The sequence below is a fragment of the Streptomyces sp. NPDC096311 genome (assembly GCF_044763085.1).
Lineage (GTDB): Bacteria > Actinomycetota > Actinomycetes > Streptomycetales > Streptomycetaceae > Streptomyces.
The window spans coordinates 546,246-561,266 of sequence record NZ_JBIWFN010000001.1 but is presented as its reverse complement, the minus strand read 5'-3'; the positions used below and the strand labels follow the sequence as shown (position 1 = coordinate 561,266).

15 protein-coding genes and 1 pseudogene are annotated in these 15,021 nt (G+C 70.0%); 6 read left to right on the top strand and 10 right to left on the bottom strand.

Annotation, left to right across the window (positions count from 1 at the left end):
* Window positions 1–82: 82 nt before the first annotated feature.
* Both ACIRA5_RS02565 and ACIRA5_RS02560 read right to left on the bottom strand, forming a co-directional pair.
* On the bottom strand, window positions 83–1,123 hold the full coding sequence (locus ACIRA5_RS02565; RefSeq protein ID WP_403686449.1) for an NUDIX domain-containing protein: 1,041 nt from the start codon (window positions 1,121–1,123) through the stop codon (window positions 83–85).
* Window positions 1,124–1,267: 144 nt separating this feature from the next.
* Window positions 1,268–1,462, bottom strand: a complete 195-nt coding sequence (locus tag ACIRA5_RS02560) for a hypothetical protein (protein WP_095856190.1) — start codon at window positions 1,460–1,462, stop codon at window positions 1,268–1,270.
* A 121-nt stretch (window positions 1,463–1,583) separates the two neighbouring features.
* On the opposite strand from ACIRA5_RS02560, the gene ACIRA5_RS02555 reads away from it, so the two are divergent.
* Window positions 1,584–2,045, top strand: a complete 462-nt coding sequence (locus tag ACIRA5_RS02555; RefSeq protein ID WP_403686447.1) for an excalibur calcium-binding domain-containing protein — start codon at window positions 1,584–1,586, stop codon at window positions 2,043–2,045.
* Between the two features lie 8 nt (window positions 2,046–2,053).
* Here ACIRA5_RS02555 and ACIRA5_RS02550 read toward each other — a convergent pair.
* The 4 genes and pseudogenes from ACIRA5_RS02550 to ACIRA5_RS02535 all read right to left on the bottom strand — a co-directional run.
* Window positions 2,054–2,179 (bottom strand): annotated as a pseudogene (locus ACIRA5_RS02550) (carbohydrate ABC transporter permease); the annotation flags it as partial.
* Window positions 2,180–2,387: 208 nt separating this feature from the next.
* Entirely contained in the window at window positions 2,388–3,506 is a 1,119-nt protein-coding gene (locus ACIRA5_RS02545) for an FAD-dependent oxidoreductase (protein WP_403686446.1), read from the bottom strand.
* A 28-nt stretch (window positions 3,507–3,534) separates the two neighbouring features.
* Window positions 3,535–3,711: a hypothetical protein gene (locus ACIRA5_RS02540; protein ID WP_403686445.1), complete on the bottom strand. Its 177-nt coding sequence runs from the start codon at window positions 3,709–3,711 to the stop codon at window positions 3,535–3,537.
* A gap of 141 nt (window positions 3,712–3,852) precedes the next feature.
* The gene (locus ACIRA5_RS02535) at window positions 3,853–4,827 is read right to left on the bottom strand and encodes a Clp protease N-terminal domain-containing protein (RefSeq protein ID WP_403686443.1); all 975 of its coding nucleotides are present in this window, start codon (window positions 4,825–4,827) and stop codon (window positions 3,853–3,855) included.
* A 68-nt stretch (window positions 4,828–4,895) separates the two neighbouring features.
* Between ACIRA5_RS02535 and ACIRA5_RS02530 the strand changes: the two genes are divergently transcribed.
* Together ACIRA5_RS02530 and ACIRA5_RS02525 are read left to right on the top strand one after the other, a co-directional pair.
* Window positions 4,896–5,255, top strand: a complete 360-nt coding sequence (locus ACIRA5_RS02530) for a hypothetical protein (RefSeq protein ID WP_252841671.1) — start codon at window positions 4,896–4,898, stop codon at window positions 5,253–5,255.
* 244 nt (window positions 5,256–5,499) lie between these two features.
* On the top strand, window positions 5,500–5,721 hold the full coding sequence (locus ACIRA5_RS02525; RefSeq protein ID WP_403686441.1) for a hypothetical protein: 222 nt from the start codon (window positions 5,500–5,502) through the stop codon (window positions 5,719–5,721).
* A 398-nt stretch (window positions 5,722–6,119) separates the two neighbouring features.
* Here the strand turns inward: ACIRA5_RS02525 and ACIRA5_RS02520 are convergent, their stop codons facing one another.
* Genes ACIRA5_RS02520 through ACIRA5_RS02510 form a run of 3 tightly spaced genes read right to left on the bottom strand, consistent with a single transcriptional unit; the run spans window position 6,120 to window position 9,249 of the window.
* On the bottom strand, window positions 6,120–7,049 hold the full coding sequence (locus ACIRA5_RS02520; protein ID WP_403686439.1) for a carbohydrate ABC transporter permease: 930 nt from the start codon (window positions 7,047–7,049) through the stop codon (window positions 6,120–6,122).
* The gene (locus ACIRA5_RS02515) at window positions 7,046–7,960 is read right to left on the bottom strand and encodes a carbohydrate ABC transporter permease (RefSeq protein ID WP_079065231.1); all 915 of its coding nucleotides are present in this window, start codon (window positions 7,958–7,960) and stop codon (window positions 7,046–7,048) included. Before ACIRA5_RS02515 ends, ACIRA5_RS02520 begins: the two co-directional genes overlap by 4 nt.
* Window positions 7,961–7,980: 20 nt before the next feature.
* A complete protein-coding gene (locus ACIRA5_RS02510) occupies window positions 7,981–9,249 on the bottom strand; it encodes an ABC transporter substrate-binding protein (RefSeq protein ID WP_352045537.1) in 1,269 nt (422 codons plus the stop codon).
* A 267-nt stretch (window positions 9,250–9,516) separates the two neighbouring features.
* On the opposite strand from ACIRA5_RS02510, the gene ACIRA5_RS02505 reads away from it, so the two are divergent.
* Window positions 9,517–11,547 carry an NPCBM/NEW2 domain-containing protein gene (locus ACIRA5_RS02505; RefSeq protein ID WP_403686437.1) on the top strand — a complete coding sequence of 677 codons (2,031 nt, stop codon included), beginning with the start codon at window positions 9,517–9,519 and terminating at the stop codon, window positions 11,545–11,547.
* Window positions 11,548–11,955: 408 nt separating this feature from the next.
* On the opposite strand, the gene ACIRA5_RS02500 is transcribed toward ACIRA5_RS02505, so the two are convergent.
* Window positions 11,956–12,915 (bottom strand): ROK family protein, encoded by a 960-nt coding sequence (locus ACIRA5_RS02500; RefSeq protein WP_403686435.1) that lies wholly within the window; start codon window positions 12,913–12,915, stop codon window positions 11,956–11,958.
* A 220-nt stretch (window positions 12,916–13,135) separates the two neighbouring features.
* On the opposite strand from ACIRA5_RS02500, the gene ACIRA5_RS02495 reads away from it, so the two are divergent.
* Window positions 13,136–14,200, top strand: a complete 1,065-nt coding sequence (locus ACIRA5_RS02495) for a LacI family DNA-binding transcriptional regulator (RefSeq protein WP_403686433.1) — start codon at window positions 13,136–13,138, stop codon at window positions 14,198–14,200.
* 3 nt (window positions 14,201–14,203) lie between these two features.
* Window positions 14,204–14,950 (top strand): hypothetical protein, encoded by a 747-nt coding sequence (locus ACIRA5_RS02490; protein WP_403686431.1) that lies wholly within the window; start codon window positions 14,204–14,206, stop codon window positions 14,948–14,950.
* Window positions 14,951–15,021 lie beyond the last annotated feature (71 nt).

The following is a 15,021-nucleotide window of genomic DNA, read 5'->3' as shown; positions in this document are numbered from 1 at the left end:
CGATGTCCGTACACCGCCGACGCCGGATCACCCGATGTCCGTACACCGCCGACGCCGGCCGAGGGGTGGCCCGGCATCGACGTCAGCCGAGCGGTATGCCGGCCTCCAGGTAGAGTGCGGCGCCGCGCTCCCGCGCCCGCAGGGCCCAGCGCAGCCGCTCGTAGCGCACCGGTGGCAGCAGGTCCGCCGCCTCCCGCTCGGTCACGAAGCGCCAGGCGCGCAGTTCGGGGCCGGGGAGCAGCAGCCGGCCGGCCTCGTCGGAGCCGAGGCGGCCGCCGTCGAAGAGAAGGCGCAGACCGCCGTAGCCCGGGGGTGCGGGCGGCTCCCAGTCCACGACCAGCAGACCGGGTACGTCCTCGAGCCGTATGCCGGTCTCCTCGGCGACCTCGCGCATGCCCCCGCGCGCGGGAGCCTCCCCCGGTTCGACGACGCCGCCGGGAAACTCCCAGCCCGCCTTGTAGGTGGGGTCGACGAGCAGCACCCGGTCCTCCTCGTCGAAGAGGAGGACTCCGGCGGCGACGGTCTCGGAGGTCGGTTCGGGGGTCTGCACGATGTCGCACGCCGACGCGTCACCGGTGCGTACGGCTTCGGCGACGCGCAGCGCGGTGTCGTACGGGGTGAGGGCGCTGGTGTCGACGAGGTGGGCGTCGGCGGTGAGCCAGGAGGCGAGCGCCGCGCGGTAGGGCTCGATGTGGTCGTAGGACCACTGGCGCACGCGTATCTCGCCGTCGGGAAGGTCCTCGGGTATCTCCCGGCCGGCTATGCGCGCCCGCAGGATCGTTTCCGCCGGGGCGAGGAGCACATGGCGTACTTCGATCCGGCGCGAGGCGAGGCCGCCGAAGATCTCGTCACGGTACTCCTGGCGCAGCAGGGTCATGGGAACCACGAGCACGCCGCCGAGCTCCGCGAGCAGGGCGGCCGCGGTGTCGACCACCAGGCGCCGCCAGATCGGCAGGTCCTGGAAGTCGCCGACTTCGGCGAGGCGTTTGGCGGGCAGCAGGTGCGCGAGCTCGCCGCCGATCACCTCGGGGTCGAAGAGCGTGCTGTTCGGGATCAGGTCGATCAGTTCCCGTGCGGTGGTGGTCTTCCCCGCACCGAACGCTCCGTTGATCCAGACGATCACGGACAGTTCCCCCTCTTCTATTGGCCCCCTGAGGCTTGCCCGCTTCACCCTGCCACGGAAACCAGCCGCAGATGAGGGAGCCGACGGCGCGGCGCCGGTGTTCCGTCCCGGGGAGCACCGGCGCCGTGTGTCCGTCCCGGCGCCTCAGCCGTCCTGGCCGAGCGCGGTGTCGTCCACGGCGAGGCTGTCACTGCTGAGCGTGTGGTCGAGGCTGCTGAGCGTGTCCTTGACGGGCAGGTCGCCTAGGGAGTCGCCGTCGACGGCGTGGGACGGGGTGATCGCCGCGACGACGAACCCGGTGGCGAGGGAGGCGATGGCGAGCATGCTGCGCTTCTTCATGCCCGGTTCAACTCCGCACGCGACGAGGAGTCACGGGTGGGTCACGCAACTCCCGCTCCTCCCCTTCGGACACATCAGCGGCACTACCGTCATCCCACTCGAAACACCTCAGGGGGACGACATGACCAACCCGTACACGGCACCACCCGCCGCACGGGCCCGCACCGCACCGGGCTGGGCCCGCAAGCGCTACGTACTGCCCGCGCTGGCCGTGGCCCTCTTCATCGGCGTCGGCATCAGTAACAGCGGCGGGAACACCACCGAGTCCGCCGCGGCGAAGCCCGGTCCGACCACCACCGTCACCACCACGACGACCGCGACAGCGACGCGGACGGCCACGGAGACGGTCATGGCGACGCCCGCCGCGACCGTGACCGTGCGGAGCACGGAGACCGTACGCGCGACGGTCACCGCGCAGCCCGCCGTCGCGGGCGGTGGCGGCAGCGACGACAGTGGCGGGGGCTCCGTGTACTACGAGAACTGCGCCGCGGCCCGGGCGGCGGGCGCCGCGCCTGTCCACGTGGGAGACCCCGGCTACGGCCGCCACCTCGACCGCGACGGAGACGGCGTCGGCTGCGAGTGACGCGCGGATCAGTCCCTGGTGGACCCCAGTGTCAAGCCCGCGACGTAGTGCCGTTGCAGGAGCAGGAAGACCGGGATCGTGGGGAGGGCGACGAGGACGGGGCCCGCGGCCGGCAGGTTGTAGTCGGTGAAGAAGGCGATGACGCAGTCGCCGCAACGCGGCCTGGGGCAGACCTGCCTCACCGGCCGGGAAGGCTTCTGACAGCAGCGAGCCCCGCACCGGGCGCTGTTCCGGGCGGGGCATCAGCAACAACCCGACTGGATCGTTGGGATGTTGACGGCAATGCTACGGGCGGCCACTGACAACGCGGGCCGGCAGACGAAAGCGATCAGGGCGGGCCTGTCAGACGCCAGGTTGGAAGAACGCGAGCATTTTCCGGCCGGCGTCCGGCGACATCAGGATGTCCTGGACGTGCGCGGACTGCCGACCGGCAGCGCTGGTGCGTTCGAACATCTCGCGTTCGTATTGTTTGACGGCGGCGGGAATGTCGTCCGGGTGCGCGGCCAGCCCGAGGCCGAGCAGGGCGCCGTCGAGCAGCGCCATGTTGGCCCCTTGCCCCACCGGCGGCATCAGGTGCGCGGCATCGCCGAGCAGCGTGACGTCTGGCCTCGACGGCCAGGTCAGGCCGACCGGGAGAGTGGTGATCGACCGCGGCACGACCGTGTCGTCGCAGGCTGCGATCAGTGCGGTGAACCGTGAGTCCCAGCCGGTCAACAGGTTGATCAGCCGCACCCGGGCGGCGGCTGGGTCGCCGAACGGAACCCCACTGGTCGCGAACCAGTCCTCGGTGGTGTTGTAGAAGCCGAGGTAGATGCGTACGCGGCCGTCGCCGTTCCGCTGCGCCGACAGGGACTGTCCGTCGCCGAGCACCCAGTAGTTGCCGCGCCCCACCATCGCAGCGAGGTCCGGGTGGGTGCGGTCGATGTCAGGAATACCGAGCTCGACGACGTTGTGGCCCGTGTGCGCCGGGCGGGCGTCGGTGAGCAGCGCGCGGACCCGGGAGTCCGCGCCATCGGCGCCGACCAGCAGGTCATACGGCGCACTGCTGCCGTCGGCGAAGCGCAGCAGGCCATGGTCGGCGGCCTCGAACGCGTGCCCCCAGCGCACCGCGTGTTCGGGGAGAGAGTCCAGCAGCAGGTTGCGCAGATCGGCACGGTCGACCTCAGGCCGCTCGAGCGGGGCGTCGTCGGGCGTCTCCTCCTGCAGCAGCAGGGTGCCGTCCGGCTCGAGAAGTCGCAGGTCCTGGCCTTCACGACGGGCAATCGCGTGGAACTGGTCGATCAGGCCGGCCTCGCGCATCGCTCGCTGCCCGGTCCCGGAGTGCAGATCGAGCATGCCGCCCTGACCGCGCGCGCCGCGCGACGGTTCCCGTTCGTACACGACGGCGTCGATGCCGTTCATGTGCAGCACACGGGCCAGGGCCAGGCCGCCCAGTCCGGCTCCGACGATGGTGATGGTCATGGTTGCCTCCGATTCGCCGTATGGCCTGCTAGTGGGACATCAACCCGTGGTGCGCGCGGGCCACCGGCGGCGGGGCGCCGAACGCGATACCGGGCTCGCCGATCGCCACGGCCGGAAACCTGGTCGGCAGGCCGGCCTCGACCGGCCCGGCGAGGCGCGACCACCAGCGCCAGCCGGCCGGCGGGGACGGCCTGCCAGGCGCCACGCTGCGCCACGGTGGGCGCGGCGCACGCGCCTGTGAACGACGCCCTGGTCGTCGGCGAGAACGGCACCGGCGCACCGTCGCCCACCACGCCCCCGTCCTCACCCGTCCCACGGACCGGTTCCGGCCCGTTGACCAGACGATTCACCGGCGGAGCCGGGGCGCCAGGACCGTGCGCACGACCCTGGCCGCCTTGCTCGCGGCGGATCCGTCCTCTGCCGCGGGTTCCGGTTCCAGCACACGCTGGATCTGCAGCAGCACCTGGTGGGTCGACCGCCACAGCGGGACGAACATGCCGGCGACCGGCCCGACGCCTCGGATCGGGCCGTCGGACAGCTCGGTGACCTTCTTGGCGAGCGTGACCGTTGCCGGGTCCCGCAGGATCAGGTGCACCTCGTCGTCGACCAGCCGGATGTCCATCCTGCGCGCAGCGGCCTCCTCCGGGTTCGCGTCCGTGGTCGTCTCCGGATCCAGTTCGTCGATCTTGGCGGCGACCGCGTCCGGGTCGACCCCGAGTTCGCGCAGCACCCTGGCCGCCATGCTGTTCTCCGCCCGCAGCATCGCCTCAAGCAGGTGATGGCTGCCGACCGGTGCGCCACCGGCCAGCGCGCTGGCGGCGGACACGGTGTCCTGGGTGGCAGGTGTGCCGGCCGGCCATGGGCCGGTCGCGACGTCCTGCGATCCCTCCACTGATGCCAACACCGCGGCACGGATCTTGCTGACCGGATCGATCCGCTCGGCAAGCACCTTCGCGCCGAGGCCCTCACCCTCCCCGGTGACCAGGGCAAGCAGGATGTGTTCCGTACCGATGTAGGTGTGGTGCAGCTGCTGCGCCTCTCGCAGGGCGAGGTCCAGCGTCTTCTTCGCGCTCGGCGCGAACGGGATGTGGCCGCTCAGCTGCTCCGCGCCGGGCTTGGCGACCGCCGCGACATCGACCAGCGCCGTCTCCTTGTCGTACCCGAGCCGGTGCAGAACTTTCGCCGCCGTGCTGTCCGGCGCGTCGAGCAACCCCAACAGGATGTGCTCCGTGCCGATGTGGTGGTGCTTGAGCAGCCTCGCCTCCTCCTGAGCCGTGACGACCACCTTGCGGGCTTCCACCGTGAACCGTTCAAATGGCATGGCTCCATGGTCTCCACCATGTCAATACACTGTTATTGATAGGGTCACTCTGCTGAAGGGAGGGTGTGATGGAGACACCGTCGGACTGGGAGGACCGGCTCGCGCGCTGGCAGAACGAGCTGGAGCTGTTCGAGCAGCTGGACGAGACACCCTGGGTCACGCTGGCCAAGGCGGAAGCCGAGACCGGCGTTTCCCGCTCGGCCCTGCGGTCCTGGTACCGCAACGGCGAGATACAGTCCCGGCTGGTGGACGGCCCCAACGGGCCACAGCGCCTGGTCCAGCTGGACGCGGTGATCGAGCGCGCAGCCGCGTCACCGCGCATTCAACGCAGGGCGGAACGGGAAGTCAGCCTGGAAGCCCAGGTCACCCTGCTACGGCACCGGGTCGACCAGCTTGAGCTGCGGCTGGCCGCGCTGGAACGGAAGTGACCGCGCGCGAGCAGCAGCGCGCCATCGACCCGGAACGGTGACACCGTCACCGGATCCGCCCGCGCACCCACGACCAGGGTCTAAGGCCACCCAGAACCCACGGGTCACCGAAGATCAACATGCCGTGTGCGGCAAGAAACTACATCAGCCTACGAGCGCCCACGCCGTCCGGCACGTGCCGCGCGCGGCGCTCTGAGCCCGCGCTCCGGATGCGCATCCGGGCGGGCCGAGCGAGCCTGAAACCATGCCCGGAGAGCTGCACGTGATCGTGTACCCACCATCGCCGACCGACGGCAGCCGACAGGTGCGCGTCAACGGAGAACTGCTCACCGCACACTCACTGCGCGACCTGGCCGCCTTCCTCCGCTACGCCGGGCTGGAAGGGATCGACGAAGTCGATGTAGCCAACTCAAACGTGATCGAGTGGCACGGCGGCGGCCCTGAAGCGTGGTCTCCGCCGACGTGACGAGCGGCCCAGCCCGAGGCCGACGGGTGCACCGACGTGGCGCACTGCGGGATGCGCCAGGGTGGGGTCACCGCGAGCGCCCCCGCGCCCATCCGGCCGCGGGCGCGCCGTGTGGGCCTACTTCACGTTGCCGGTGAAGATGGCCGTTTCGCCGGCGTGCGGCTGGACGCGCGGGAGTTGGTCGTGTCGGTCTCGAAGTGGCTCGGCCCTGCGGACCCGTCGATCACCCTCCGGGTTCATACGCACTTCATGCCGGAGGCCGACGGCCGCGGACGGCAGGCCATGGACGCTTGGTTTGCCTTGAAGTCTCCGTCGCAGGCCCTGGCCGTGCGGGGCGACGGTCACGTCGACGGGGCGCCAGTGGCTCCCTGACGCCCCGTAAGTCTGCAGGTCAGGGCCTACCCCTTGGTGGAGCCCAGGGTCAGGCCCGCGACGAAGTGCCGTTGCAGGAGCAGGAAGACCAGGATCGTGGGGAGGGCGACCAGGACCGAGCCCGCGGCCAGCAGGTTGTAGTCGGTGAAGAACTGGCCGCGGAGGTTGTTGAGGGAGGACGTGATCGGGAGCTTGTCGGGATTGGAGATGAAGATCAGGGCCCAGAGGAAGTCGTTGTAGATCCAGGTGAACTCGAGGGTCCCGAGGGCCGCGAGGGCGGGGCGGCACAGCGGGAGGGTGATGCGCCAGAACTGGGTCCACACGCCCGCGCCGTCGACGATGGCGGCCTCGAGGATCTCCTGCGGCAGCGTCCGCATGAAATTGGCCAGCACGAAGACGCAGAAGCCCATCTGGAACCCGATGTTGACGATGATGACGGCCCAGTAGGAGTCGTACATCGTCAGCGAGTCGGACATCCACCACGGCAGCGGGATCTTGTTGAACAGGACGTACAGCGGGGTGACGATGACCTGCTGGGGCAGCAGGTTGCCCGCGGTGAAGAACATCAGCAGGACGAGACCCCCGCGCAGCTTCAGCCGGGACACGGCGAAGGCGACGAACGAGGCGAGGAAGAGGGTCACGAGGACGGCGGGCACGGCGATGAGCAGGGTGTTGGTGAAGTACTTGCCCATGCCGGATTCGCTGTAGGCGCGCCGGTAGTACTCGAAGGACAGGTGCTTCGGGAAGGAGAAGTAGCCGTTCTGCGCCGTCTCCTCGTACGGGCGCAGCGAGGCGTAGACGGCGAGCAGGAGCGGCGCGAGGAAGGCGAGCGAGACACCCATCAGGAAGATGTGGACGCCGAAGCGGCCGGGGCGCGGCCGGCGGCGGGGAGCGGGCCTCGGCTCCGGAGCGGGTGCCGGGCGCACGGGGGCGCCGGTGCGGATGTCGGCGGTCATCGTTCGCGCGCACCTCGCAGCTCTTGGACCAGGAACGTCACGATGAACCCCAGGGAGACGGTGAGCAGGACGACCGCGATGGCGGAGCCGAATCCGATGCGGCTGGCTTCCCCGATGATGTTGTCGGTGATCAGGACGGAGAGCAGTTCCAGGCCGTTGCGGCCCTTGTTGACCGCGTAGACGATGTCGAACGCGCGCAGCGCCTCGATGACAGTGATGACACCGACGATCACGTTGACGGGGCGCAGGGTCGGGAAGACGACGCGGAAGAAGGTCTGGCGGGCGTTGGCGCCGTCGATCGCGGCGGCTTCCTTCAGCTGCGGGTCGACGGACTTGAGTCCGGCGAGGTAGAGGATCATGACGTAACCCGTGTGCCGCCAGCTCGCCGCGATCATCATCATCCAGATGTTGAGGTGCGCGTCGCCGAGCCAGTCGATCGGGTTCTCGTGGTTGTTGAGGATCGTGTTGACCACGCCCTGGTCGGTGCCGAGGATCAGCTGGGCGATGAAGCCGACGATGGCGAGCGAGAGCACGACCGGCAGGTAGATCACGGACTGGTAGAAGCGGCTGAAGCGCACTCCGCGGTCGATGAGCACCGCGAGGAACAGTCCGAACGGGGTGGCGATCAGGCCGAGGAAGAGCAGCCACAGGACGTTGTGGCGGACGGCGGGCCAGAACGCCGGGTAGTTCTCGAACACGTTCTTGTAGTTGTCGCCGCCCACCCAGTGGATGTCGCCGACGCCGTCCCAGGAGGTGAAGGAGAGCCCGATGGAGGCGAGGGTCGGGCCCCAGACGATGACGATGTCGAGCAGGACGGGTATGCCGAGGAGCACGCCGAGGACGACGGTGTCGCGGCGGGTGAACCGCCGCAGCCGCCGTCGTCCGGCGCGCCGTGGGATGTTGAGCGCCACGGAACGTCTTCCCCCAGTGATCAGCCGACGGGCGACGAGAAGATGGTCTTCTTCTGTCGTTCGATGCTGTTGCAGAGACCGTCGACGTCCTTCGGGTTGCCGATGAAGTCCTGGATCGCCTTGATCATCACGGTCGAGGCGAAGTCCGGACGGGTGTCGCGGTCCATGAACTGCGAGATCTGCTTGGCGCCCGAGACGAGCTGGGCCGACTTCTTCTGCAGGGCGCTGTACTTGGTGGTGTCGGCCCCGTCGTTGACGGCCACGTTGTTGGGGTCGAGGGCGAGGTAGGTGTTCTCGGCGGTGGGGGTCCCCAGCCATTTCAGGAGGGCCTTGGCGCCGTCGAGGTTCTTCGACTTCTTGGCGACCAGGAAGCCGTCGATGGGTGCTTCCACGGCGTCCTGCGCGTACTGCGGATCGATCTCGGGGAAGGCGAAGAAGTCGATGTCGTCGCGTTCGTTCTCGGGGAACTGGGTGCCTGGATGCGGCATTCCGAAGACCGCCATCCCCGTCTTGCGCTGCTGCAGGCTCTGCCCGGCCTCCTCCCAGGTCCGGCCGAGGGCGCCCTTCTGGTAGTAGGGCATGACCTCGCGCCAGGTGTCGAAGACGTTCTTCACCTTGGTGTCGGTCCATGCCTCCGTGCCGGCCATCAGGGACTTGTGGAAGTCGTAGCCGTTCAGGCGCATGTTGATGTAGTCGAAGGTGCCCATCGCGGGCCAGCCGTCCTTGTCACAGAAGGCGACCGGCGTCCCGTCCTTCGACATCCGCTTGGCCAGCGCGATGAAGTCGTCCCAGGTCTTGGGCTGTTGGTAGCCCTTGGACTGGAAGAGGCTCTTGCGGTGGAAAACGGCCCACGGATAGTAGTAGTACGGCACGAAGTACTGCTTGCCGGAGTGGGTGGACTGCTCCTTCAGCGCGTCGGAGAAGCCGGTGAAGCCGCTCCACACGTCGCTGATCTCGTGCAGGAGCCCCTTCTCCGCGAAGTACTGCATGCGATACCCCGCGAACCACATGAAGACGTCGTCGGGCGTGCCCTGGAGATAGCGGTTGATGTTCTCCTGGAAGTCGTTGTGGTCCTTGGTGTTGACCTTGACCTTCTTGCCGGACTTCTTCTCGTACGCCGAGAAGGCCGCCCCGTACGCCTTCTTGGGGACCGGGTCCGAGGCGTTGGACCCCACGGTGACTTCGTTCTTGTTTCCGCCGGGTCCGTCGCCGCAGGCGGACAGCAGGGCGGGGAGCGTGAGCGCGCCGGCGCCGACTGCCGCACCACGCAAGAGATTTCGCCGGGACATCCGATGACCTGAGGTGCCTTCGGGCACGACAATCCCCTTCAACGATGACTGTGCCATGTCCCCCTCCTCGGGGTGCCACCCAACACAACCGAACGCGAGGCTTGGATCTCACTCCCATGTCGGAGTGTCGTCAAGGGTTCAGACGAGATATCGAACAACCGTTACCACTTCTCTTCCAACAGAGTTGGACAGGTCCTACCGTAAGCGCGCACCCTTGTCGCGGACATGCAGTCATCCTATCTTTCGCGAGTTCGGAGGAACGTAACGATGCGTCACCTTCCCACCCGCACAACCCGCCGAAGAGTGGTCGGAGCACTCGCGACGGCCCTGTTGTGTACGACCGGCCTGACCGCCCCGGAGGCCCTGGCCGCCCCCGCCCCCACCGAAGCCCCCGCGTCCCCCGCCCTGGCCGACGGCCTCGCGCTCACCCCTCCGATGGGTTTCAACAACTGGAACTCCACACACTGCCGGGCCGAGTTCAACGAGACCATGGTCAAGGGGATCGCGGACCTCTTCGTGGAGAAGGGGCTCAAGGACGCCGGGTACCAGTACGTCAATCTGGACGACTGCTGGGCCCTGCCGTCCCGGGACGCCGACGGCAAGCTGGTCCCCGACCCGGTGCGCTTCCCGAACGGGATCAAGGCGGTCGCCGACTACGTGCACGCCAAGGGGCTCAAGCTCGGCATCTACACCAGCGCGGGCACGAAGACGTGCAGCAGCGTCGGGTTTCCGGGCGCCCTCGGCCACGAGTACAGCGACGCCCAGCAGTTCGCGGACTGGGGCGTCGACTACCTCAAGTACGACAACTGCAACAACCAGGGCGTGGACGCCAAGCTGCGCTACACGACCATGCGGGACGCGCTGAAGGCGACCGGGCGGCCCATCGTCTACAGCCTCTGCGAATGGGGCCAGAACAAGCCCTGGGAGTGGGCCTCGGACGTCGGACATCTGTGGCGCACGACCGGTGACATCAGCGACAACTGGGGCTCGATGCTGTCGATCCTCAAGCAGAACCTGCCCCTCGCCCCGCACGCCGGTCCCGGTCACTGGAACGACCCGGACATGCTGGAGGTCGGCAACGGTGGCATGACCGACACCGAGTACCGCTCGCACTTCTCGATGTGGTCGGTCATGGCGGCTCCGCTGCTCATCGGCTCGGATCTGCGCAAGGCGTCGCCCGCCACCTTCGACATCCTCGACAACAAGGAAGTCATCGCGGTCGACCAGGACCCGCAGGGCAAGCAGGGCACCGTGCTCTCGTCCGAGGGCGGACGCTGGGTCGTCGCCAAGGAGATGAAGGACGGCAGCCGGACGGTGGCGCTGTTCAACGAGACCGGCAGCGCCCAGCACATCGCCACGACCACGGCGGCCGTGGGGCTGCCGGCCGCCCACGGCTACACCCTGCGCGACCTGTGGCAGCACCGGAGCTACAACACCGCCGGTGCCATCTCCGCGACCGTCCCCGCGCACGGCACGGTTCTCGTCCGCGTCTCGGCCGACCGCCACTGGGCCAAGAACCCGCCCGCCGTCGAACTCGGCCTGGACGCAAGCCCGTTGGTGGAGGCGGCCAAGCCGGTCTCCCTGACGTCGGCGGTGACCGACCTGGGCCGTACGGCCGCGCGGCGCGTCTCGGTGGCGCTGAGCGGTCCGGCGGGCTGGAAGGTCGCGGCCGGCTCACCCACCACGGCGGGCACGGTGCGCACGGGACACTCCCTGCGTACGAAGTGGCGGGTCACCGCGCCCGAGGGCACGGCCGCGGGATCGTACGACCTGGCGCTCAGGGCCACGTACCGCTCGCCGACCGGCATACGCGCCGAGAGCGTGCTCCCGCTCACGGTGTCGGTCGTCGTGGCTCCCCCTTCGGGCGTCTCGTACCTCGGCGACCTGCCATGGCTGTCGACGACCAATGGATTCGGCCCGGTTGAGCGCAACACCAGCAACGGGGAGAGCGCCGCGGGCGACGGTCATCCGATCACTCTCGGCGGAGTCGTCTACGCCAAGGGACTCGGTGCGCACGCCCCGAGCGCCATCGAGTACTACACCGGCAAACGGTGCCAAACCGTCACCGCGGATGTCGGCGTCGACGACGAGAAGGGCGCCAAGGGCACCGTCGCGTTCGAGATCTGGGCGGATGACGCGTTGGTCGCCTCGACCGGAGTCCTCACCAACGCCATGCCGGCCCAGCCGGTCTCGGCCGACGTGACCGGCGCCCAGGTGGTTCGCCTCGTCGTCACCGACGGCGGCGACGGCGTCGACTCGGACCACGCGGACTGGGCGGACGCCCGACTGACCTGCTGACCAGTGCGCCGAGCCGGGGGGCTCCTCCGGCTCGGCAGCGGACGGAAACCCGGCCGATCGGCCGCTTGCCGGCCGTCGGGCCGCCTCACGTCGGCACCCCGCCCCGGACACTCCGCCGACCATCGAAGTACTCGGCCCGACCGGGGCCGAGCCGACCGCGCCGGATGACTTGCCCCAAGCAGGCTCCCCGCAGGGCGCGTCGGTCCCGGACCGCAAACCCGGTCACGGCTCGAGCCGCGACCACCCTCCCCTCACCTCCGGCGGCTCACCCACACCCCCGGTCGGCCCACCCGGCCCGCACACACAAACCGCGGCGCACACCCGCCCAACCGACCCGGCTCAGACCACCGGCCCCCAACCAGGGGCCCCCACAGACCCCGGCCGATCAGCCGCGGCCCGGCGCGGTGATCAGCCCGCGACCCGCTCCGCGGACGTGCTCGGCTGCCTGCTGAGCGCGGCCGCCGCCGCGCCGACAAGACCGGCGTCCGTGCCCATCAGTGCCGGCGCCACGGTCAGCCGCTGCACGAACGACAGGGTGGCGTAGTCGGCCAGCGCCTTGCGGAGCGGCTCGAAGAGCACGTCCCCGGCCTTGCCCACTCCCCCGCCGATGACGGCGATGTCGATCTCGACGAGGGTCGCGGTCGCCGCGATGCCCGCCGCCAGCGCCTTCGCCGCGCGTGCGAACGAGGCCACCGCCACCGGGTCGCCCTCGCGCGCGGCGGCGGCCACCGCGGCGGCCGAGGTGTCACCGTCGGACCCCGGCCGCCAGCCGCCCTCCAGCGCCCGCCGCGCGATGTTCGGACCGCTCGCGATGCGCTCCACGCAGCCGCGCGAACCGCACGGGCAGGGGTCACCGTCGAGGTCCACGCTGATGTGCCCGATGTGGCCCGCGTTGCCCGTGGGACCGGGGTGGAGCTGACCGTTCAGGACCAGCCCGCCCCCGACACCCGTCGAGACCACCATGCACAGGGCGTTGTCATGGCCGCGCGCCGCACCCTGCCAGTGCTCGGCGGCCGTGATGGCCACCCCGTCGCCGATCAGCTCGACCGGCAGGTCCCCGGTCGCCGCACGGACCCGCTCGACGAGCGGGTAGTCGCGCCAGCCCGCCACGTTCACCGGACTCACCGTGCCCGCGGAGGCGTCCACCGGCCCCGCGCTGCCGATGCCGACGGTCCCCGCCCGGCTCCACAGCGGTGACCCGGTCAGCTCTCCGAGCACCTCCTCGACGGCCCCCATCACGGTGTCGCCGTCCTCCTGCGCGGGCGTCGCGCGCTGCGCGCGCAGAAGAATACGGCCGCGGCCGTCCACCAGCGCTCCGGCGATCTTGGTGCCGCCGATGTCGAGCGCGGCCACGAGGTCGGTGTGCATCAGTGTCAGTTCTCCCGGTGAACCTGGTGAAAGGGGCAGACCGGTCTCGCGATGGGGGGCGCAGGCCGGAGAATGCGGTGGACAGTGTCTCCCGCATCTGACAACGTTGTCCAGGCTCTATGCTCGACGCCACATCCTCATACAACCCCATGGACCGACGCACCCCCGTGGACAACAGGACCCGTGGCCGACAGGGACCGCCGCGTGGACGACGGGAACCGTGGACGACAGGACAGGACAGCGCATCGTGGCAGAGACCGCCCGCCGATCCGAGAACCGCTACGGCAACCGTCCGACCATGAAGGACGTGGCGGCACGAGCCGGGGTGGGCCTCAAGACGGTCTCGCGGGTCGTCAACGGTGAGCCCGGAGTCACTCCGGACACCGAGCGCCGCGTCCAGGAGGCCATCGACGCGCTGGGCTTCCGCCGCAACGACAGCGCCCGGGTGCTGCGCAAGGGCCGCACCGCGAGCATCGGCCTGGTCCTGGAGGACCTCGCCGACCCCTTCTACGGCCCCCTCAGCCGCGCGGTCGAGGAGGTGGCCCGCGCCCACGGCGCGCTGCTGATCAACGGCTCGAGCGCCGAGGACCCCGACCGCGAACAGGAACTGGTTCTCGCCCTGTGCGCACGCCGCGTGGACGGGCTGGTGATCATCCCGGCCGGTGACGACCACCGCTATCTGGAGCCCGAGATCAAGGCGGGCGTCGCCACGGTGTTCGTGGACCGCCCGGCTGGACAGATCGACGCCGACGTGGTGCTGTCCGACAGCTTCGGCGGGGCCCGCGGCGGCGTCGCCCATCTGATCGCCCACGGCCACCGCCGGATCGGCTTTATCGGCGACATGCCGCGTATCCACACCGCCGCCGAACGGCTGCGCGGCTATCGGGCGGCCATGGAGGAGGCGGGCATACCCGTCGAGGACGACTGGATGTCCCTGGGCGTCACCGACCCGCAGCGGGTGCGGAAGGCGGCCGAGGACATGCTGTCCGGCCCCTCCCCCGTCACCGCGGTCTTCGCCGGCAACAACCGCGTCACCGTCACGGTCGTCCGTGTCATCGCCGAGCGCGGCCGGCCCGTCGCGCTCGTCGGCTTCGACGACATCGAGCTCGCCGACCTCCTCGAGCCCGGCGTCACCGTCGTCGCCCAGGACGCCGCCACCCTCGGCCGCACCGCCGCCGAACGCCTCTTCCGCCAGCTGGAGGGCACCCTCATCACTCCGGAACGCATCGAACTCCCGACCCGTCTGATCACCCGCGGCTCGGGCGAACTGCCGCCCGCGGACTGAGCCGTGGCCGCGCCGGACCCGCGCACTCTCGAAGCGCTCGGCCTCGCCGAGGCGCCCCGCGAGCACCCGCTGAGCTACCCGGGCGCCCGGCCCGAGGAGTCCGTACTCCTCGACGGGGACCGGCTGTTGCCGCTCACGCGCAGGGTGTACGAGGACCGCGTCCCGGTCCTCGCGGTCGGCTCCAACGCCTGCCCGGCCCAACTCCGGCACAAGATGGCGCAGTCCGGGGTGTCGGGCACGATCCCGATGGTGCGGACGCGGGTCTTCGGCCTCGGGGTCGGCGTCTCGGCCCATGTGAGTCTGATGGGGTACGTCTCCGCGTCGCCCTTCCACGCGCCGGGCGCCGTCGCCGAGTTGTTCCTCACGTGGCTGGACGCGGCGCAGCTCGCGGTGGTGGACGCGAGTGAGGGCGCTGCGGTGGCCGAGGGGGCGTACGGCCGGGCGTGGCTGTCCGCCTCCGACGTGCGGATCGAGCTGGACTCCGGTGAGCTCCTGCCGGGTGCCCATGTGTACGTCAACCGCCGCGGAGTGCTCCACAACGGTTCCGGATCACCTCGCGCGCACCCCGGCGAGCGCCCGCTGCTCGCCTCACTGCTCGCCGGGTCGGAGCGGCTGCGGGAGCTGTTCGGGCAGACGCCGGAGGAGTTCTGCGCGCGGGCTCGCGGCGACGCCGCGCTCTGTGCGCGGGGCACGCAGTTGTTCGCCACAGAGGGGCTCACCATGGCTTCGGGGCTCGAGAGATGCGCGTAGAGGGTCCGTCGCCACAGTGCGGGCCAAACGTGGCTGGTCGCGCCCACGCGGCGGAGCCACACGGTGGCACA